Here is a 20954-nt window from a genome sequence, read left to right on the forward strand (position 1 = left end):
GGGCGCGGCCGGATGCCGCGCCCCTAGCCTGCCCGCTGATACAGTTCGATCAGCATCCCCTCGCCGTCGCGGATAAAGGCATAAAGCTCCCCGCCGCTGCCGGGCACCTCGACCGGTGGGGACACGATCTCCACGCCCTTCGCCTCCAGATCGGCGATCATCGCCGCCATGTTCGCGACGCCGATCGCGAGGTGATTGATCCCGCCCAGCCGCAAATTCGTCCTTCGGTCGAACCGCTCCGGCGCGGGAGGGGCCGCCCCTTCCACCTGCAGCAGCTCCAGCCGCAGCCCCTCTCGCCCGACGAACGCCGCCACCGCACCCGGGAAAGCAAATGGGTGCAGCACCCGGAAGCCGAGTTTCTCAGCATACCAGTCCACACTCGCCGCCAGGTCCTGCACGACCACGCCGACGTGATCGATGCCTTGAATCCGCTGTGTCGTCATCGCGTCCAATCTCCTGTTCGAGTTGCTGCGGATCTGCGCTGTTTGCTGAACTTTGATAATCGGTTCAGAAGCGCATAGGCTGATCGCCATGGCGAACAATCTTGACCGGTTGCGGCTGGACGACCTCACGATCTTCCTCGCGGTGCTCGAAGGCGGCGGCTTTCGCGCGGCCGCCAAGCGGCTCGGCCTGTCCCCGGCGAGCGTGAGCGAGAAGATCGCGCAGCTGGAGGCCCAGATCGGTGCGCCGCTGCTGATCCGCACCACCCGCAGCGTGACCGCTACCGATGCGGGCGCAGCACTCGCCGCCCGCCTGTCCCCACTGCTGGCGGAGACCCGCGCCGCGCTGCAGGACGTCGCCGCCATCAGCAACGAGGTGCGCGGACAGCTGCGGCTCAACGTCACCGGCGCGGTGATGGTCGACATGCTGCCGCCGCTGCTCGATCGGTTCCTCCAGCTGCATCCCCAGGTGCGGGTGGAGATCGTCGTCGAGGATCGGCTGGTCGATATCGTCGCGGCGGGTTGCGACGCGGGCATCCGCTATGGCGAGCATCTCGCGCAGGACATGATCGCGGTGCCGATCGGCCTGCCCTTCCAGCGCATCGCCTATGCTGCCGCACCGGCCTATCTCGCCGAGCGGGCAATCCCCGCCCATCCGCGCGACCTGCTAGGGCACGCCGCGATCCGGCTGCGCTTCTCCAGCGGCGCGATGGTGCCGTGGGAGTTCGAGCGCGGCGAGGAGGCGGTAAAGCTCGATCCGCCGGGCAGGCTCACCATCGGCGTCGATGCGGCGCCCGCCGCCATCGCACTGGCGGGCAACGGCTGCGGCGTGATCGCGACCTTCGAGAACTGGCTCGCGCCGCATTTCCGCGCGGGCGCGCTGGCGCCGGTGCTGCCCGATTGGTGGCCGCGCTTCGACGGGCCGCGGCTCTATTTCTCCCGCCGCCTGATGACCGCGCCGCTCCGCGCATTTGTCGACCTCGTCGCGGCGGAGCGCGCGCGGCAGCGCGGTCAGGGAGCGGCAGCCGTGGCGGACCTTCCCCAATCCGGCACAAACAGCCATGGTTGACGGCGTGGTGGGGCTATCGGGATCCTGCCCGATTGCCCCACCCCGATCCGTTCAGCGCGGCGTGAGGGTCACCTTACCGAGCAGCCCCGATTCCTGCCCCGCCGGCGCCTGGACGATCAACTCGACGGTACGCTCGCCGGACCCCGCCGGGAAGGTGACCTCCAGCGGCGCCGGCGCCGCATCGGTCTTGTCGGCCACCTTCTTGCCGTCGACCCACAGTTCCGCACGCCCGCCGATGCTGGCGAAGCGCAGCGTCCCACCGCCCGCGGCGATGCGCTTCCACGGCGTCAGGCGGTTGTTGTAGATCCGCCAGCCCGGCTGCGGCTCGGCCGGGGTCGGCATCGCGCTGCGCAGGAACGCCCAGCTGTTGTTGTCCGGCACCAGGCCCGGCTTAGGCTTGTCGGCCATCGGCCCCGAGCGCCGCCAGTCGCCCAGCACCATCAGCGGCAGCGTGGCGCCGATCTGCGGTCGCGGCGCGATGTCGGCGCGGTCGATGGTGAGCAGCGCGGGCTTCAGCCCCTCGGCCGTCGCGCGCACGGTGATCTTGCCGCGGCCGGTGCCTGCCTGCACCAGGATCTGCGCGAGACCGTTGAACAGCGAACGGGCATTGCCCTTTTCCGGCTCATGGCTGTTCGGATCGCCATTGCCGATGCCGATGATCACCGCGCCGTCGACGGTGAAGTTGGTCATCAGATTGGCGGTCGGCACGTGCCGCCCCTGTGCGTCGACCGCGTCGATGGTGATCGGTTGCACATCCTCGTCGTCGCCCGCCATCACCGTGCGCGCCGGGGTGAGCCGCAGCGCCACCGGCTTGCCGACGGTCTCGTGCACCATGCGCGCCACGACCTTGCCGCCGCGCATCGCCTGCGCCTCCAATCGGCCCGGCGCATAGGGCACCTGCCATTCATTTCCCTGCAGGCGGTCCACTTTCTGCGTGCCGATCGTCTTGCCGTTCAGCAGCAGCGTCACGCTTTCCGCATTCGAGGCGACGAACACCTTGATAGGCTGGCCTTCCTTGCCGGGCCACGTCCAGTGCGGCGCCAGCCACACGACGGGCGCATCGTCTATCCAGGCAGCGCTGTGGATGCCGAACGCCGTCTTGGGAAAGCCGCACAGGTCCAGGATGCCGAAGAAGCTGGAAATGGTCGGCCAGGCATAGGGTGTCGGCTCACCATGATAGTCGAAGCCGGTCCAGACGAATCCGCCCGCGATGAATTCGCGCGCGGCGATCAGCTGCCACGCCTTGCGATGGGTGTTGCCCCAGGGCGCCGCCTCGTCGTCATAGGAGGTGATGACATGGGCGCCGGGGTCGCTCGCGAACGCGCCGCGCGTTTCATAGGCGCTGGTATCCTCGGAACTGGTGCTCGGCCGTTTCGGGTTCAGCGCGTGCCACTTGTCATACTCGCCCTGATAATAGTTGAACCCCATCACATCGACGACCGAGGATACGTTCTGCGGATTGTAGAAGGATCCGTTCATCGCCGAAGTGACCGGCCGGCTGTCGTCGAGCTTTCGGACCGCCGCTTCCATGCGGCGGACCATCTCGATCCCCGCCTCGGTGCCCTGCATCGGCTCTTCGTTGAACACCGACCAGAGGATCACGCTGGGGTGGTTGCGGTCGCGCCGCACCATCCAGCTGAGCTGGGCGAGATAGTCCGGCGCGGGATTGAAATGGCGGTTCTCGTCCATGACGAGGAAGCCCATCCGGTCGCACCAGTCGAGCAGCTCGGCGGTCGGCGCGTTGTGCGACATGCGAATGGCGTTGCAGCCCATCGCCTTCAGCCGCTCGAGCCGCCAGCCGAGCAGCGCGTCATATTGCGCGACCCCCACGCCGGCATGGTCCTGGTGGATGCACACGCCCTTGAGCTTCACCGGCTGATCGTTGACGAACAATCCCTTGTCGGCATCGAACCGAACGGTGCGGAAGCCGATCGCGGTGCGCCGCTCATCGATCTGCTTGCCGTCGCGCAGCAGCCGCACATGGACGGTATAGAGCGTCGGCGTCTCTACCGACCAGGGCTGCGGGTTCGCGGCGGTCAGCGTCAGCGCGAGCTCGGCCTGGTCGAGCACCGGGACGCTACCGGCAGTGGTGCCGAACGCGATGCGCTTGCCGCTGGGATCGAGCAGTTCGGCCTCGACCGTCACCGCCACCGGCGCGCGCTCGATATTCCCTGCGGTGACCGTTACCGGAACGCTCCAGCCGGCCTCCGTCCTGCGCGGATCGCAATGTACCCCGTCGGTGACGATCGAGACGGGCGCGCGGCGGACCAGCCAGGCATGGCGGTAAAGGCCTGCGCCTTCGTACCACCAGCCCTCCATCGCCTCGGCATCGACGCGAATGGCGATGACATTGTCTTCCTCGCCGAAGCGCGCGAAGGGCGTCATGTCGATCAGGATGCTGGCATAGCCCGACCAGCTGTGCGCGACGACGCTGCCGTTCACCCACACCGTCGCGTTGGTCGCAACCCCGTCGAGGTGCAGCTCGATCGTCTTGCCGTGATCGGCCGGGTCGAGCGTGAGGCGGCGGCGATACCAGCCGATGCCCCGCTTGCGATAGCCTTGCGAGACATTTGCTGTCTTTTCAAATGGCTGGAACGAGGCCCAGTCATGCGGCAGGCGCACTTCAGCCCAGTCGCTGTCGTCATAGTCGCGCGCGGCGGCCCCGCGCGCATTGCCGGCCTTCACGCTGCCATAGGTATCGTCATGGTCCTTCAGCGGCGCGGGCAGCACATCGCCTTCATGGAATCGCCAGCCGCGCTCGATGCGGGTGCGGTTGGGATCGCCGTCGGGCAGGCGCGGCATCAGCCCAGTCTTGGGCTGGGGCATGGGAAAGCCGTCCGCCTCCACTGCCCGCGCGGCAGCCCGGGCTTCGGGCAAACCCAGCGAGACAAGCGTCCCCAACCCGGCGCTGCCGAGCAGCAACTGGCGACGATCCATGCAGCAATCTCCAAAATCAAGACGAGGCGCGGGCAGGTTCAGACGTCGCTGAGTTCTGCCACGAAATCATAGGCATCGCCCCGATAATAGGAGCGCGTCACTTCGGCGGGGCGGCCATCGCGCAGGAAGGCGCGCCGCTCGATCAGCAGGCCGGCATGGCCGGGATCGACGCCCAGCATCTTGGCGTGCTCGCCGAGGAACGGCACCGCGCGCAGCCGCTGGAGCGCGCGCACCGGGCGGTTCCCGGCGGCTTCCAGCGCCGTGTAGAGCGAGTCCCCCACCGCATCGACCGAGGGCAGGCAATAGCCCGCGATGGTCGAGAATTCGAGCGCCATGGGCTCGCCATCGGCGAAGCGAATCCGCGAAAAGCGCAACACGCCCGCCCCCGGCGACAGCCCCAGCGCCATCGCCTCTTCGGGGGTCACCTGCCCCGCCGAACGTGCGATCCAGCTGCTGCTGGCGGCGCGGCCGCGCGCGGCCATGTCTTCGGTGAAGGAGGAGAGCTTGGAGAAGCTCTTCTCGACGCGTTCGGCAACGAAGGTGCCCGCGCCGCGGCGCCGCGTGAGCAGCCCTTCCTCGACGAGACCACCGATCGCCTTGCGCACGGTGATGCGCGACACGTCATATTCCACGGCAAGGTCGCGCTCCGGGGGAATCGCATCGCCTTGACTCAGAACCTTGCCGCTGATCGCCTCGCGGATCAGTTGCTGCAGCTGCAGATACAACGGCGACGGGTTGCCCTCCCGAAACCGGCCGATCTGATCCGAAAACGTCATCCGTCCTCCCCCTTGCCCGGCGCCGGTGCCCGATCGAAGCAACCGCGCCTAGCGCAAGTTTCCCGCAGCGCAAACGTTCGCCCACGGACCTACATTGGTACGATGATACCAACAGTCTCAAGCGACTTGGTCAAGGGGCTAAATGCAAAGAACTATGTCGCCGCGCGCAAGCCTGTTGCCCGATAGGATCTAAATTGGTTACACCCTTGCTTCGGCCACGTTCGGCGGCCGCCTTAAAAGAGGGGAGTTTCCGATGCGCGCGATCCTGAAAACGGCAAGGCATTCCGGCTGGGCGGCATTGCTGCTATCCTCGACCGCTTTCGCCCAGACCGTGCCGCCGCTCACCCCCCTCCCCGCAAGCGTGACGCTGGGCAAGGGCAGCTTCACCGTGGCGAACGGCACCGCGATCGCCGTGCCCGCCGGCGACACCGCCGCTGCCAATGCCGCCAAGCTGCTCGCTGCGCATGTCAAGGTGGAGCGCGGGCTGACGCTGGGCGCAACAGGCGCCAGCGGCGCGATCCGTCTCGAGCGCGATGCGAGCATCAAGGGCGACGAAGCCTATCGCATGACCGTCGACGCCAAGGGCGTGCGCATCGCCGCCTCGGGCGATCGCGGGCTGCTCTACGGCGCGATGACGCTGGCCCAGTTGCTCAGCCCGGATCACGGCTTCGGCAAGCCGGTGAAGCTGCCGGCGCTGAACGTCGAGGACGCCCCCCGCTTCGGCTGGCGCGGGCTGATGCTCGACATCACCCGCCATTTCCAGCCGATCGAGTTCGTCTATGGCGTGATCGACCAGATGGCCTCGGTGAAGCTCAACACGCTCCACCTCCACCTCACCGACGATCAGGGATGGCGGTTCGAGGTGAAGCGTTATCCCAAGCTCACCGAAATCGGCGGCTGGCGCACCCCGCCGAGCACCGGCGGCGCCCCCGGCCCCAAGGTCGGCGGTTTCTACACCCAGGAGCAGCTGAAGGCGCTGGTCGCCTATGCGGCCGAGCGCGGGGTGACCATCGTCCCCGAGATCGACCTGCCCGGCCACGCCCAGGCATTGGTCGCCGCCTATCCCGAACTCGGCATCTTCGGCGATCATACCGAAGTGTCGCACGACTGGGGCGTGAACCCGTACCTCTTCAACCCCGGCCCCAAGGGCATCGCCTTCGTCAAGGAAGTGCTCGACGAACTGATGGCGGTATTCCCCGGAACCTACATCCATCTCGGCGGCGACGAGGCCGTGAAGGACCAGTGGGAGCGCTCGCCCGAGGTGCAGGCGCAGATCAAGGCGCTCGGCCTGAAGGACGAAAACGGGCTGCAGAGCTGGATGATCGACCAGTTCGGCGCCTATCTGGAGCAGCATGGCCGCCGCCTGATCGGCTGGGACGAGATCCTGGAGGGCGGGTTGCCGCCGTCGGCCTCGGTGATGTCGTGGCGCGGCGAGAAGGGCGCGGTGGAAGCGGCCAATGCGGGGCATGACGTGGTGCTTTCGCCTGCCCCCACCCTCTATCTCGACAGCCTGCAGAGCGACCGCAGCGACGAGCCGCCGGGCCGCCTGTCGATCCAGACGCTGGCCGATGTGTACAAGTACGAGCCGATGCCCTCCGGCATCGACGCCGACAAGGCGAGCCACATCCTCGGCGCGCAGGGCAATGCGTGGAGCGAGTATTTGATCACGCCCTACCAGGTGCAGCATGTGCTGTTCCCGCGCGCGGCGGCCATCGCCGAGATCACCTGGTCGGGCAAGGACAAGCGGGATTTCACCGGTTTCGTGCAGCGCCTCCAGCCGCAGATGGCGCGCTGGCGTCGATCGGGCATGGAAGTCGCCGACAGTGCCTTTGCGGTCGACTACAAGCTGCAGGGCACCCGCGGCGATGCGCTGCGCGCGAACCAGGCCAAGGTGGCGCTGGCTACCCAGACCGGTTTCGGCACGATCCGCTACACGCTCGACGGCAAGCAGCCAACGGCAAAGTCGCCGGTCTACAAGGCGCCGCTGACGCTAAAGCCCGGCACGACGATCACCGCCGCCGCCTTCGACGCCGCCGGCGTGGCGACCGCCACGCCGCGCGCCTTCGACACCAGCCGCGCGGCGCTACTCACCCGCACCAGCTCGGACATGATCGCCTGCCCGCGCGGCGCGCTGGGTCTCCGCGTGCCGCTCAACGCCGAGGCGCAGGAAAATGCGCCGGTGTTCAACGTCAACCTGTTCGACACCTGCACCGCCTATCCGGCCGCGCCGCTCGACGTGGCGACCGGCTTCACGGTCAACGTCGCGCGCACGCCCCGCAACTACGGCCTGGCGCACGACTTCAACAAGGTGCGCGCGCATTACAACGTCAGCACCCATGGCGAGCTGATCGTCACCGCCCGGTGTATTGCCGCCGCCAAGGACAAGACGATCAAGCCGATCGTCGTCGGCACCTTCCCGCTGCCCGATCCGGCCAAGGCACCGCAACAATTCCGCTTTTCCGGCACGCTACCCAAGCTGAGCGGCGACGAAGACCTGTGCTTCCAGTTCACGTCCCCGCTCAGTGACCCGTTCTATACGGTCGAGAAGGTGGTGCTGACGGAGGGCGACAAGTGACCAGCGCCCCCACCTCTCCCTTCGTCATTCCCGCGAAGGCGGGAATCCATCAGCCTGTGTGCTCGCAGCAGGAGCCGCAGCGTTCCCACCAATGGATCCCCGCCTTCGCGGGGATGACGGCTAAGGCGTTGGGACTGGCGTTCGTCTCGATCGCAGCCCTCGCCACCCCCGCCTGGGCCGATCCCCGCCAGTCGCTGTCGCTCGACGGCGCCTGGGAAGTTCGCATCGACCCCAGCGACGCCGAGGCCGCCAAGGCGCACCCGAAGGAAGCCGCCTGGTTCCCCGCCAAGGTGCCCGGCAGCGTCCAGCAGGACCTGATCGCGGCGAAGCGCGTGCCCGATCCGTACAAGGGCATCAACGAGGCGCCGATCCAATGGGCCGGCCGCACCCGCTGGCAGTTCCGCCGCACGCTCAACCTCACCCCGGCAATGCTGGCGCGCGACCATCTCGACCTGGTGTTCGACGGGCTCGACACCTTCGCCACGGTGACGCTCAACGGCCGCACACTGATCGAGACCGACAATGCCCATCGCCGCTGGCGGATCGACGCCAAGCAGGCGCTGAAGGCCGGATCCAACGAGTTGGTCGTCACCATCGCCTCGCCGATCAGGACGCTGCAGCCGATGGTGCTGGCGGAGAAATTCCCGCTTCCCGGCGAATATGATTCCGCATTCGGCGACGAGCCCAAGGGCAAGCAGACCTCGCCCTATATCCGCAAGCCCAAATATGATTACAGCTGGGATTGGGCGCCGCGCCTCGTCAAGATCGGCCTGTGGCGGCCGGTGCGGCTGGAGGCGTGGGACGACGCCCGTATCGACGGCTTCCGTATCGACCAGGAAGCGCTGATCCCCGCCGAGGCGCGGCTGGTCGCGCGGTGGAAGATCCTCACCGACATCGAGAAGTTGGTCACCGTCCGCACCCGCGTTACCGGCCCCGACGGCAAGACGGTCGAGGCCAGCCGCACCCTGGCGATCGGCATGGGACGGAACGACGTCAGCGTCCCGCTCACCGTGCCCAAGCCCCAGCTCTGGTGGCCCGCCGGCTATGGCGCGCAGCCGCTCTACAAGGTCGAGGCGGTGCTCGAGGAGGACGGCGCCGTCACCGACCGCGTTTCCCAGCGCATCGGCCTGCGCACCGTCGAGCTGCTGACCCAGGGCGGCGGCTTCGGCTTCCGCGTCAACGGGCTGCGCATCTTCGCCAAGGGCGCGAACCTGATCCCGTTCGACATGTTCCCGAACAATGTCAGCGAAGCCCGGATGCGCCGCATTCTCGCCGACGCGCGCGACACCAACATGAACATGATCCGCGTCTGGGGCGGCGGCTATTATCTCGACGACGCCTTCTACGCCGCCGCCGACGAGCTCGGGCTGATGGTGTGGCAGGACTTCATGTTCGGCGGCTCGATCACGCCGCCCGACGCGGCGTTCCGCGAGAATGTCCGGATCGAGGCCGAACAGCAGGTCGCCCGGCTCCAGCCGCATCCGTCCGTCATCGGCTGGAACGGCGGCAACGAAGTGCTGTCCGGCTGGGAAAACTGGTCCGATCGCAAGGCGTTCAAGAAGAATGTCGGCGCGGACGCGCAGGAACGGATCGGCGCCGGCATGGCGGTGCTGTTCGATCGCACGCTGCGCATGGCGGTGGAGAAGGAAGCGCCCGGCACCACCTATTGGCCGGGCTCGCCCTCGAACGACTATACCGGCCCGGTCGATACCGATGCCACCGGCGACCGCCATTTCTGGGATGTCTGGTCGGGCTCCAAGCCGGTCGAGAAGTATCTGAACGGCTGCGCGCGGTTCATGTCCGAGTACGGCTTCCAGGCGATGCCGAACCTGTCGACGATCCGCGGCTTCGCCGGCACCCGTCCGCTGGCGATCGACAGCCCGGTGCTCAAGGCGCACCAGAAGTTCCTGGCCGGCGAAGGAAACAGCCGCCTCCAGCTCTATCTCGACCAGCGGCTGCGCAAGCCCGCCGACTTCGCCGATCTCGTCTATCTCACCCAGGTGAACCAGATGCAGGCGATCGGCATGGCGGCGCGCCACCACCGCGCCTGCGCGCCGATCACCATGGGGTCGCTCTACTGGCAGCTCAACGATGCCTGGCCGGCGATCAGTTGGTCGAGCATCGACTATGACGGCCAGTGGAAGCTGCTCCAATATGAGGCGCGCCGGATGTTCGCGCCCCAGGCGATCATCGCCGAGCACAAGGACGGCGCGACCCGCCTCGCTGCCGTGTCCGACGCGACCGACCTGCTCGCCGCCGAATGGCGCGTCCGCGGCTTCACCATGGACGGCAAGCCGCTGGGCGCGAAGGCGGAGACGTTCGACCTGTCGAACGGGTCGCTCGAACTCGCCACGATCGCCGATGCCGACCTGTTCGGCGCCGCTGCACCCGCCAACAGCTATGCCGTCGCCGAGCTGTGGATCGGCGGCAAGCCGGTCTCGCGTGCAATCGTCGAGCGGGTGCTGCCCAAGGACATGGCCTATCCCGCCCCCCGCCTGTCGGTGCGCTGGCAGGGCAAGCAGGTGACGATCACCGCCGGCGCGCTCGCCCGTGCGGTGATGCTCGATTTCGGCACCACCGTGGCGCAGCCGAGCGATAATGGCTTCGACCTGCTGCCGGGCGAGAGCCGCACCCTCACCGTCACGTCCGAGGCGAATGCTGCTACGCTCGCCCGCACCCTCACCCTCCGCACGCTGGGACCCCGTTGATGCCCCTCCTCCCCCTGCTCCTCCTCGCCGGCGACCCTGACCCGGTTACCGACGCCATCGCCAAGATGACGATCGAGCAAAAGGCCGCCCAGCTCCAGAGCACCGCGCCCGCCGATCCGGAGATCGGCCTGCCCGCCTATGACTGGTGGAACGAAGGCCTGCACGGCCTCGCCCGTGACGGCTATGCCACCGTTTTCCCCCAGGCCATCGGCCTCGCCGCGACGTGGGACGTGCCGTTGCTCCACAAGGTGGGCGACACCGTCGCCACCGAGGCGCGCGCCAAGTTCAACGCCAAGCCGGTGACCGCCAATCGCAAGATCTACGAGGGGCTGACGATCTGGTCGCCCAACATCAACATCTTCCGCGATCCGCGCTGGGGCCGGGGGCAGGAAACCTATGGCGAGGATCCCTTCCTCAGCGGCCATCTCGCGATCGGTTTCATCCAGGGGCTGCAAGGGCCGGACCCGGCGCACCCCAAGGTAATCGCCACGCCGAAGCATTTCGCGGTGCATAGCGGACCCGAGGCGGGGCGCGACGGCTTCGACGTCGATCCCAGCCCGCAGGACATGGAGTCCACCTACACCCCCGCCTTCCGCCTCGCGATCACCGAAGGCAAGGCGCAGTCGGTGATGTGTGCGTACAACTCGATCCACGGGACGCCGGCCTGCGCCTCGGGCGGGCTGCTCAACGATCGGCTGCGCAAGGAGTGGGGCTTTACCGGCCTTACCGTCTCGGACTGCGATGCGGTGGCGAACATCCATCTGTTTCATCATTATCGCCTGGACGCCGCGGAAGCTTCCGCCGCCGCGATCAAGGGCGGCATGGACCTGAACTGCGGCACCACCTATGCTGCGCTGCCGGAAGCGGTGAAGCGCGGGCTGGTCAGCGAAGCCGAAGTCGATGTGGCACTGAAGCGCGCGCTGGACGCCCGCCGCGCGCTGGGCATCGCCTTCGGCGGCGCCAATCCGTGGAGCAAGATCAAGCCCGGCGAGCGCGGCACCCCCGCCCGCCGCGCGCTGGCGCTGGAAGCCGCGCGCAAGGCAATCGTGCTGCTCAAGAATGACGGCGACCGCCTGCCGCTGACCTCGGGCGGCCGCATCGCAGTGATCGGTGCCAATGCCGATGATCTCGGCGTGCTGGAAGGCAATTATCACGGCACGGCGAAGGATCCGGTCACCCCGCTCGACGGCATCCGCCGGCAGTTCGGCGCGGACCGCGTCCTGTACGCGCAAGGCGCGCAGCTGGCCGAGGGCGGCGCGGTGATCATGCCGGAAACCGCCTTTCGCGCGGACGGCAAGACCGGGCTCAAGGCGGAATATTTCGCCTCGCCGACGGTGACCGGTACGCCGGTCGCCACCCGGCAGGACCGCCGGATCGACTTCAACTATACTCGCGCCGCACCGCTGCCGGGGCTCGACCCCACCGGCTTCGCGGTGCGCTGGAGCGGCGAGTTCACGCCCCCGGGCGCCGGCGACTATGCGCTCGCGATCGACATTCCCGCCTGCTGGAAGGATTGCACCACCCACGACGCGGTGCGGCTGTGGGTGGACGGCAAGCTGCTGCACGACGGCCCGCTCGGCAAGGCGCGCGTGGCGGTCAAGGTCGCCAGCGACGGTCGCCCCGTGCCCTTCCGCATGGAAATCGATCATCGCGGCGAGGATTTCGGCGTCCGCCTGATGTGGCAGCCCCCCGCCGAGCCGATGCTCGCCCAGGCGATCGAGGTCGCCAAGAACGCCGACACGATCGTCGCCGTGCTCGGCCTGTCGCCCGATCTCGAGGGCGAGGCGCTCAGCGTCTCGATCCCCGGCTTTGTCGGCGGCGACCGGACCGACATTGCCCTGCCCCGCCCGCAGCTTGAGCTGCTCAAGGCGCTGCGCAAGACCGGCAAGCCGCTGGTCCTGGTCCTCACCAGCGGCAGCGCGGTGGCGGTAGATCCGAGCCTTGCCGACGCGATCCTCGAAGCCTGGTACCCGGGCGAGGAAGGCGGCACCGCGATCGCCGAGACGCTGGCCGGCAAGAACAACCCCTCGGGCCGCCTGCCGCTGACCTTCTACGCCTCGACCGACGACCTGCCGGCGTTCGTCGATTACGGCATGAAGGAGCGCACCTATCGCTTCTTCACCGGCAAGCCGCTCTGGGGTTTCGGCCATGGGCTGAGCTATACCAAGTTCGCCTATGGCGACGTGGCGGTGAAGGCCGCGGGCATTGGCCAGCCGGTGCAGGTCAGCGCCAGGCTTACCAATGCGGGGAACCGTAGCGGTGAGGAAGTGACACAGGTCTATGTGATCACGCCCGATGCCGGCAAACCAGGCGGGTTCACTACGCCCGTTCTCCAGCGCCAACTCGCCGGCTTCCAGCGCGCCGCGCTCGCGCCGGGCAAATCGGCCAGCCTGTCGTTCACGCTCGATCCGCGCAGCATCAGCAGCGTCGCGCGCGACGGCACCCGCCGGGTGTTGCCGGGCACCTATCGCGTGTGGATCGGCGGCGGCCAGCCTGGCGACGGCGCCGGTGGGTGGGCCGAATTCACGCTGAACGGTGACGCGCAGGTGCTGCCGAAATGATGGACCGCCGCACCCTGCTCGGCTCAGGCCTCGCGCTCGCCGCCACGCCTGCCTTCGCCGCGGACACGCCCGGCTTCGTCAGCAAGCGCCCCGCGCCGGCCGACCGCCGCTTCGTCAGCAAGGCGGTCGAGCGCGAAATCGCGCGCGTTTCCAGCAAGATCGCCGATCCCAAGCTGCGCTGGATGTTCGGCAACTGCTATCCCAACACGCTCGACACCACGGTGAAGATGGGCACGGTGGACGGCAAACCCGACGCCTTCGTCATCACCGGCGACATCAACGCGCTGTGGCTGCGCGACAGTTCGGCCCAAGTCCGGCCCTATCTGCACCTTGCGAAGGAAGACGCCGATCTCCGCCGGCTCTACCATGGGCTCATTGCCCGCCAGGCGCGCTGTGTCCTGCTCGATCCTTACGCCAACGCCTTTCTCGAAGACACCAATGCGCGCACCGAGTTGAGCTGGGCGCTGCACGACAAGACCGAGATGAAGCCGGGCGTGGCCGAACGGAAATGGGAGATCGACAGCCTCTGCTATCCCATCCGTCTTGCGCACGACTATTGGAAGGCCACCGGTGACACCACGCCCTTCGACGCGACCTGGGCGGCGGCGGCACGCACGACGATCCGCACCTTCCGCGAACAGCAGCGCAAGGACGGACCAGGCCCCTATCGCTTCCTGCGTAGCAGCGACCGGCCAACCGAAACGCTGATGCTCGACGGCTATGGCCCGCCCAGCCGACCGGTGGGACTGATCCATTCGGGCTTTCGTCCCTCCGACGATGCCTGCGTCTACCCCTTCTTGATACCCTCCAATCACTTTGCGGTGACGACGCTGCGTGAACTGGCCGTGCTGGCCATGGCGGCACGTCAGGATGCAGCGCTGGCCAGCGACGCCACGGCGCTTGCCGACGAGGTTGCCGCAGCACTTCGCGACTATGGCACGATGCGGCTGCGGGACGGGCGCGAAGTGATCGCTTTTGAGGTGGACGGTTTCGGCAACGCCATCTTCATGGACGACGCCAATGTGCCGTCGCTTTCCAGCCTTGCCTATCTGCGCTGCGTCGATCGCGGCAACCCGCTTTGGCAGCGTACTGCCGCCGCCGCATGGAGCGACGCCAATCCCTATTGGTCGCGCGGCGAAGCGGTAGAGGGTATCGGTGGACCGCATGTCGGGCTCGGCCAAATTTGGCCCATGTCACTGATAATTCGCGGTTTTAGCTATGACAACGATATGCAAACGCTTCGCAATATCCTGCGAATGCTTAGCAATAGCGATGCAGGCACCGGCTTCATCCACGAGGCCGTGGATCAGAACGACCCGGCCAAATTCACTCGCGACTGGTTCGCCTGGGCCAATGGCCTGTTCGGCGAACTGCTGGTTCATCTGGCTGCGGCGCAGCCCAAGCTCCTTCAGGAAATGCTGTGATCCTCTCTCGTCGCCGCCTGCTCGCCACCAGCGCAATAGGCCTTATCGCCGCTGCCGATACGCGAACCGCAATGGCAAAATCTAGCGGCGAAGCTGCACCAAATCTGTTCACCGGCACGGGCGGTACCGGCCATACCTACCCCGGCGCTACCCTGCCCTTCGGCATGGTGCAGTTGAGCCCGGACACCGGCGTTGAGCGGTGGGAAACCTGTTCGGGCTATTATCACAGCGACGGCTCGATCCTCGGCTTCTCGCATACCCATCTCTCCGGGACCGGTATCGGCGACATGCTCGATCTGCTGGTGGCTCCCGGTCGCGGTCCGGTGATGCTGCAGCCGGGTACGCGGGAAAAGCCCGAAACCGGCTATCGCCAGCGCTACCGGGACGAGCATGCCGAGCCCGGCTATTACCACGTCGCGCTCGACAACGGGGTGCGCGCGGAGCTGACCGTTACCGAACGAACCGGCTGGCATCGCTACACCTTCCCGGCGGGCGCCGGCCACATCCTGCTCGATCTGTCGCATTTGGTGCTCGACGGCTCGGACAGCCCGCCGCTGATCGCCGACGCGCTTATGGAAATGGCGCCGGACGGCACGATCACCGGCCAGCGACAAGTTTTTCGATGGGCCAAGGGGCGCAAGATCTTCTTCGCGCTCCAGCTCTCGCGCCAGCCCGATCGCATCACCCTCTACGGTGACGGCGACGCCGAGCAACCCGCCGGCAGCCGCAAGGTCACCGGACGGCGACTGAAGGCGGTGCTGCACTATGCGGATGCCGGAAAGGCCCCGATCCTCGTACGTTGCGGCATTTCCGGCGTAGATGCAGCCGGGTCGCGGGCCAATCTTGTCACCGAAGCGCGACATTGGGACTTCGACCGTACGCGCCGCAATGCCACCAGGCGGTGGCAACTCGCGCTCGACACAATCAAGGTCGAAGGGGGAACCGCGGACCAGCGGACGATCCTGAGCACATCGCTCTACCATGCCCATCTCGCGCCGACGCTGTTTTCCGACGCCGATGGCCGCTATCCCGGCATGGACGGCCAGATCCACAGCGTGCCCAAGGGCGGCGCGGCCTACAGCACCTATTCGCTCTGGGACACCTATCGCGCACTCCACCCGTTGCTTACCCTGATCGCGCCGGATCGTACCAAGTCGCTGATCGATGACATGATCCGCCAGACCGCCCAATCGCCCTATGGCCCGCTGGTCTGGCCGCTGCAGGGCAAGGAAACGGGCACGATGATCGGCTGGCACGGCGTCGTGCCGCTCGCCGAGGCGCAGGCCAAGGGGATCGCGGCCGATTACGCCGCCGCCTGGCCTGCGATCCGCCGGCGCAGCTTCGATTTCACCGCGCCGGACAAGGACAATAGCAAGGGGCGTGATCTCTATGACCGCCTGGGTTTTGTGCCTGCGGACAAGTGGTTCGAGAGCGTCAGCCGCACCCAGGAATATGCTTATGACGACTGGGCGTCCGCGCGTCTCGCCGCTGCGATCGGCGAAACGCGCGATGCCGAGCGGCTCGCCAAGCGGTCGGGCAACTGGCGCAACGTCATCGACGGCAGCATCGGCTTCGCGCGCCCGCGCTTCGCCGACGGCAGCTGGTGGACGCCCTATGACCCCATCCAGCTCGGCCACATGCCCAAGCCGTGGTGGCGCGACTATACCGAGGCGAATGGCTGGCAGGCGACGTTCCTCAACCAGCATGACGCCTATGGCCTGATCGCGCACATGGGCGGCGACGCCAAGTTCGAGGCGAAGCTGGATGCGCTGTTCAGCGCGCCGTCCACCCTGCCAGACAATGCGCCGCCGGACATCTCTGGGCTCGTCGGCCAATATGCGCACGGTAACGAGCCGGACCAGCACGCCGCCTATCTCTATGCCTATGCCGGTGCGCCGTGGAAGACGCAGGCAATGGTGCGGCGGCTCTGCACCGAAATGTACAAGAACGATCCAGACGGGATCATCGGCAATGACGATTGCGGGCAGATGAGCGCCTGGTTCGTCTTCTCGGCGCTCGGCTTCTATCCGGTAGACCCGGTCGAAGCCGTCTATGTCTTCGGCTCGCCGTTGTTCGAGCGGGCCGAGGTGACAGTCGGCAAGGGCCGGAAGCTGATGATCGAGGCGCCAGGCAATCGCGCCGACACGCCCTACATCGCGGCGGTGGCCTGGAACGGCAAGCCGTGGCGCAAGAGCTGGATCGCGCACGCCGATTTGGTGCAGGGCGGTACGCTCCGCTTCACCATGTCGGACAAGCCGAACACCGCGTTCGGGCGCAGGCTTGCCGATCGGCCACCATCCAACGGCCGCACGCCCGCCTGATGCTGATCGCCGCCGCGCTCCTGACAGCGGCGCCCTGCGTCGCCGCCGGTGCCGGCGGCGACATGGCGGCGGACCTCCTCGCCAAGCGGCTGGAAGAGCGGCACGCGCCGTGCGCGAAGGTGCTTTTGGCACCGCAGGGAGCGGTGGAAGCCGCCCTCCCATCCTCAAGCCGGTCCGCATGGCGAAAGGTCGCGCCGAAGAACTTGCCCCGGGAAGGCTTTGCCGTGCGCAGGATCGGCCGAACGCTGGTGATCACCGCCCGCGGCGCGCGTGGGCTGGTCTATGGCGCAGGCTGGTATCTGCGCACCGGTTCCCGCCCGCTACGGTATGACAGCGCTCCGGCGCGGCCGGTTCGCCTCACCCAGATCGGCTATCGCGCCAAGAACAACAGCTACGATGCCTGGACGCTGGCGATGTTCCGCCGCCGGATCGAGGATTTCGCGCTATGGGGCGCGAGCGGCGTTCAGGTGATCGCACCCGTTTCCGACGATGACGCCACCAGCCCGCTATTCCCCGCTCCGCCGCTGGAGACGCTGCGCGGGATCGGCGACATCGTCCATCGCCTCGGCATCGATTTCGCGCTCTACTACCCCAACCTGCACGACTATGACGCGCAGGAGGAGCGCGACGCGGAACTCGGCCGCTTCCGCACGTTGCTTGGCGCACTGCCGCGGGTGGATGCGCTCTACGTGCCCGGCGGCGATCCTGGCCATGCCGCGCCGGATCGGCTGTTCCCGCTGGTCGCCGCTGAGGCCGCCGCCCTGCGCGCGCGCAACCCGGCCGCCAGCGTGTGGATCTCCACGCAGGGCTTCGACGCGGCCGGCCTTGATGCCTTCTACGCCCAACTCGCCCGCCGACCGCGCTGGCTGACCGGCATCTTTGCCGGCCCCCAGACCCGCGACCCGGTCTCCACGCAGCGACAATACCTCCCGCGCGGCTATCAGCTGCTGCTCTACCCCGACATCGCCCACACGATGCACGCCCAGGTCCCGGTCGACCGCTGGAGCCCGGCCTTCGCGCTCACCGAGGGCCGCGAGCCGATCAATCCGCGTCCGCGCGCGATGACCGCGTTGTTCCACCATCTGGCTCCCGGCAGCAGCGGCTTCGTGACGTATTCCGAGGGCGTGAACGACGATGCGAACCAATTTCTATGGTTCCGCCTCGGCTGGAACCCCCACATCACCCCGGAAGCCTTCGCACACGACTATGCCGCGAGCTTCGTCGGCGACCCCGCAGCGGCCAAGGCGTTGTTCGCACTGGAAGAGAACTGGACCGGCGATCCCGCCGCGAACAGCAGCATCGATGCGACGCTCGTGCTGGTCGACGGCCTCAAGCCCGCCGGCTGGGCCGATTGGCGGGTCGACGCGCTCCGCTACCGCGCGGTGTACGATGCGATCGTCCGCCACCGCCTGATCGCCGCCCGTGCCCGCGAGACCGCCGCCCTCGCCGCACCCGATGCCGCGACGGCGCGCGCAACGCTGGCCAAAGCCGATCCTGCGCCCGTACCGGCGCTCCGCACCCGCCTGTTCGCGCTCGCCGAGCGGCTGTGGCAAGGCGCGCGGCTGCAGCTCAGCGTCAAGCTGTACGGCGCTTCCAATGTCGAGCGCGGTGCCAATCTCGACCGTGTCGATGTCGACCTCAACGACCGCGTCTGGATCGAACGCCAGCTCGCCACGCGCACCCCGGCGCAGCTCGCCGACCATGCGCGCGCCAACAACGGCGCGCTCTACGACGATCTCGGCGATCCGTGGAACGCGCCCCACCTCGTGCGCGGCAGCAGCGTCCTCGCCGATCCTCTGCGCTTCCATGGCGCAGTGGAGGGCATTGCCGACCGCACTCCGAACCAGGGCTGGCGGATGTCGTGGATCAGCTATGCCGAGAGCCTCTACGACGCGCCGCTGCGGCTCCATTATACCGGGCTCGATCCCGAGCGCCGCTATCGCCTTGTCGCCACCTATGCCGGCGAGGACTATTGGCTGCCGATGCGGCTGGTCGCGAATGGCAGCATCGAACTTCACCCGCCGCTCGACCGCAGGACCAACCCGATGACGGTCGCCATCCCGATCCCCGCTGCCGCCACGCGCGGCGGCACGCTCGATCTCGCCTGGACGCGGCCCGCCGGCATGGGCGGAAGCGGCCGTGGCCATCAGGTCGCCGAGACCTGGCTCATCCCCGAACCCCTCTCCGGAGAACGCAAATGACGATCCTCTCCCGACGCGCTCTTGTCGCTGCCGGCATTGCCACCCCGGCGCTCGCCCGTGCCACCACGGGCGCCGCGCGGACGCCGGCGCCCAAGCCGTTCGGCGCCACACCCACGGCCCGCCAGTGGAAATGGCACCAGCGCGAGCAATATGCCTTCATCCACTTCTCGATGAACACCTTCACCGACAAGGAATGGGGCTATGGCGACGAGGATCCTAAGACTTTCAACCCCAGCGATTTCAACGCTGACCAGATCGTGGGCGCGGCCAAGGCGGGCGGGCTCAAGGGCCTGATCCTGGTCTGCAAGCATCATGACGGCTTCTGCCTGTGGCCGACCAGGCTCACCGAGCATTGCATCCGCAACAGCCCCTACAAGAACGGCCAGGGCGACATCGTCCGCGAGATGTCCGACGCGTGCAAGCGCGCCGGGCTACCCTTCGGCGTCTATCTCTCGCCCTGGGACCGCAACCATCCCGACTATGGCCGCCCGGGCTACATCGCCTATTACCGCGCCCAGCTGACCGAGCTCTGCACCCAGTACGGCACGCTGTTCGAGGTTTGGTTCGACGGCGCCAATGGCGGCGACGGCTATTATGGCGGCGCGCGCGAGACCCGGAAGATCGATGCGCCGGCCTATTACAACTGGCCCTCCATCGTGGCGCTGGTCCACCAGCTCCAGCCCGATGCCTGCACCTTCGATCCACTCGGCGCGGACATTCGCTGGGTGGGCAATGAGGACGGCGTGGCGGGCGATCCCTGCTGGCCGACCATGCCCAATCATCCCTATGTCCAGAGCGAGGGCAATTCGGGTGTGCGTGGCGGCGCGCTGTGGTGGCCGGCAGAGACCGACGTGTCGATCCGCCCGGGCTGGTTCTATCATGCCGACGAGGATTCGCGGGTGAAGAGCCCCGATCGGCTCGTCCAGCTCTATGACGAGTCGGTCGGGCGTGGAACCAATCTCAACCTCAACCTGCCGCCCGATCGCCGCGGCCGCATCGCCGATCAGGACGTGAAGATCCTCAAGAGCTTCGGGGACGCGATCCGCGCCACCTTCGCGACGGATCTGGCGAGAGGCGCGGTGGCCCATGCCAGCGCGACGCGCGGCCGGGGCTTCGAGGCGGCCCGCGTGCTCGACGGCAATCGCGAGACCTACTGGACGACCCCCGACGGCACCACCACGCCGGTGCTGACCCTCGACCTCAAGCCGGGCACCCGCTTCGACGTGATCCGCCTGCGCGAATATCTGCCGCTCGGCGTCCGCGTCACGCGCTTTGCGGTGGATGCCCAGATCGATGGTACCTGGCAGCAACTGGCGGAGAAGGAATGCATCTCCGCCCAGCGGATCCTCCGCCTGCCTCGGCCGATCGCACCGCGACGCGTGCGGTTGCGCATCCTGGAGGCCCCTGCCTGCCCGGCGATTAGCGAGGTCGCGCTGTTCCGTTCGGTCGCACCGGTGCCGGTAGCGCCGATCGTGTCGTCCGATCCGACCGTCATCGACACGCGCGGCTGGAAGGTCGTATCCGCCAGCGCGCCCGGCGCCGAAAAGCTGCTCGATCGCGATCCGGGCACGATCTGGACGGTCGCTGCTCCCCGCCCCGGCACGCCGGCGGAGGTCACGATCGACCTCGGCACTGCAACCGACCTTGCCGGCTTCAGCCTCACGCCGTCCCGCCATGTCATGATCGGCGCCGCGCCGCCAAAGGGCTATGTCGCGGACACCAGCATGGACGGGACGCGGTGGACACCCGCGGCAGCAGGCGAATTCAGCAACATCGCCTATGCGCTGTCGACGCAGCGAATTGCGTTCGGCGAGGCGCGTGCCGCCCGATATCTGCGGTTGCGCTTCGCGGAAGCTGCCCTTCCGCAGCCTAAATTGGCGATCGCCGAGATCGGCGGCTTCACCACAGCCCGCTGATCCTGCCGAAGGCAGTGCCGTCGCCC

11 protein-coding genes are annotated in these 20954 nt (G+C 67.6%); 8 read left to right on the forward strand and 3 right to left on the reverse strand.

Annotated elements, in window-relative coordinates; genetic code table 11:
- Positions 1-23 precede the first annotated feature (23 nt).
- Positions 24-533 (reverse strand): VOC family protein, encoded by a 510-nt coding sequence (locus tag S2M10_RS02105; RefSeq protein ID WP_247650562.1) that lies wholly within the window; start codon positions 531-533, stop codon positions 24-26.
- Here S2M10_RS02105 and S2M10_RS02110 point away from each other — a divergent pair.
- Positions 532-1509 (forward strand): LysR family transcriptional regulator, encoded by a 978-nt coding sequence (locus S2M10_RS02110; protein WP_168844637.1) that lies wholly within the window; start codon positions 532-534, stop codon positions 1507-1509. The genes S2M10_RS02105 and S2M10_RS02110 overlap by 2 nt on opposite strands.
- Positions 1510-1560: 51 nt before the next feature.
- Here the strand turns inward: S2M10_RS02110 and galA are convergent, their stop codons facing one another.
- Together galA and S2M10_RS02120 are read right to left on the reverse strand one after the other, a co-directional pair.
- Positions 1561-4446, reverse strand: a complete 2886-nt coding sequence (gene galA, locus S2M10_RS02115) for a beta-galactosidase GalA (RefSeq protein ID WP_168844638.1) — start codon at positions 4444-4446, stop codon at positions 1561-1563.
- 38 nt (positions 4447-4484) lie between these two features.
- The gene (locus S2M10_RS02120) at positions 4485-5222 is read right to left on the reverse strand and encodes a GntR family transcriptional regulator (RefSeq protein ID WP_168844639.1); all 738 of its coding nucleotides are present in this window, start codon (positions 5220-5222) and stop codon (positions 4485-4487) included.
- 253 nt (positions 5223-5475) lie between these two features.
- Between S2M10_RS02120 and S2M10_RS02125 the strand changes: the two genes are divergently transcribed.
- From S2M10_RS02125 to S2M10_RS02155, 7 genes are all read left to right on the forward strand, one after another.
- Positions 5476-7797 carry a family 20 glycosylhydrolase gene (locus S2M10_RS02125; protein WP_168844640.1) on the forward strand — a complete coding sequence of 774 codons (2322 nt, stop codon included), beginning with the start codon at positions 5476-5478 and terminating at the stop codon, positions 7795-7797.
- A 113-nt stretch (positions 7798-7910) separates the two neighbouring features.
- The gene (locus S2M10_RS02130; protein ID WP_168845084.1) at positions 7911-10505 is read left to right on the forward strand and encodes a glycoside hydrolase family 2 protein; all 2595 of its coding nucleotides are present in this window, start codon (positions 7911-7913) and stop codon (positions 10503-10505) included.
- The gene (locus S2M10_RS02135; RefSeq protein WP_168844641.1) at positions 10505-13066 is read left to right on the forward strand and encodes a glycoside hydrolase family 3 C-terminal domain-containing protein; all 2562 of its coding nucleotides are present in this window, start codon (positions 10505-10507) and stop codon (positions 13064-13066) included. Before S2M10_RS02130 ends, S2M10_RS02135 begins: the two co-directional genes overlap by 1 nt.
- Positions 13063-14490: a glycoside hydrolase family 125 protein gene (locus tag S2M10_RS02140; RefSeq protein ID WP_168844642.1), complete on the forward strand. Its 1428-nt coding sequence runs from the start codon at positions 13063-13065 to the stop codon at positions 14488-14490. Before S2M10_RS02135 ends, S2M10_RS02140 begins: the two co-directional genes overlap by 4 nt.
- Complete coding sequence (locus S2M10_RS02145) at positions 14490-16811, forward strand: GH92 family glycosyl hydrolase (protein WP_168845085.1); 2322 nt, start codon at positions 14490-14492, stop codon at positions 16809-16811. The genes S2M10_RS02140 and S2M10_RS02145 overlap by 1 nt, the downstream gene beginning before the upstream one ends.
- Positions 16811-19012, forward strand: coding sequence for a hypothetical protein (locus S2M10_RS02150; protein ID WP_168844643.1), 2202 nt, complete (start codon positions 16811-16813; stop codon positions 19010-19012). Before S2M10_RS02145 ends, S2M10_RS02150 begins: the two co-directional genes overlap by 1 nt.
- The gene (locus tag S2M10_RS02155; protein ID WP_168844644.1) at positions 19009-20928 is read left to right on the forward strand and encodes an alpha-L-fucosidase; all 1920 of its coding nucleotides are present in this window, start codon (positions 19009-19011) and stop codon (positions 20926-20928) included. The genes S2M10_RS02150 and S2M10_RS02155 overlap by 4 nt, the downstream gene beginning before the upstream one ends.
- Positions 20929-20954 lie beyond the last annotated feature (26 nt).

Source organism: Sphingomonas sp. S2M10 (assembly GCF_012650175.1).
Lineage (GTDB): Bacteria > Pseudomonadota > Alphaproteobacteria > Sphingomonadales > Sphingomonadaceae > Sphingomonas.

Coding starts and splice junctions, on each gene's coding strand:
- S2M10_RS02110 (WP_168844637.1), top strand. CDS start 532: ATGGCGAACAATCTTGACCGGTTGCGGCTGGACGACCTCACGATCTTC.
- S2M10_RS02105 (WP_247650562.1), bottom strand. CDS start 533: ATGGCGATCAGCCTATGCGCTTCTGAACCGATTATCAAAGTTCAGCAA.
- galA (WP_168844638.1), bottom strand. CDS start 4,446: ATGGATCGTCGCCAGTTGCTGCTCGGCAGCGCCGGGTTGGGGACGCTT.
- S2M10_RS02120 (WP_168844639.1), bottom strand. CDS start 5,222: ATGACGTTTTCGGATCAGATCGGCCGGTTTCGGGAGGGCAACCCGTCG.
- S2M10_RS02125 (WP_168844640.1), top strand. CDS start 5,476: ATGCGCGCGATCCTGAAAACGGCAAGGCATTCCGGCTGGGCGGCATTG.
- S2M10_RS02130 (WP_168845084.1), top strand. CDS start 7,911: ATGACGGCTAAGGCGTTGGGACTGGCGTTCGTCTCGATCGCAGCCCTC.
- S2M10_RS02135 (WP_168844641.1), top strand. CDS start 10,505: ATGCCCCTCCTCCCCCTGCTCCTCCTCGCCGGCGACCCTGACCCGGTT.
- S2M10_RS02140 (WP_168844642.1), top strand. CDS start 13,063: ATGATGGACCGCCGCACCCTGCTCGGCTCAGGCCTCGCGCTCGCCGCC.
- S2M10_RS02150 (WP_168844643.1), top strand. CDS start 16,811: ATGCTGATCGCCGCCGCGCTCCTGACAGCGGCGCCCTGCGTCGCCGCC.
- S2M10_RS02155 (WP_168844644.1), top strand. CDS start 19,009: ATGACGATCCTCTCCCGACGCGCTCTTGTCGCTGCCGGCATTGCCACC.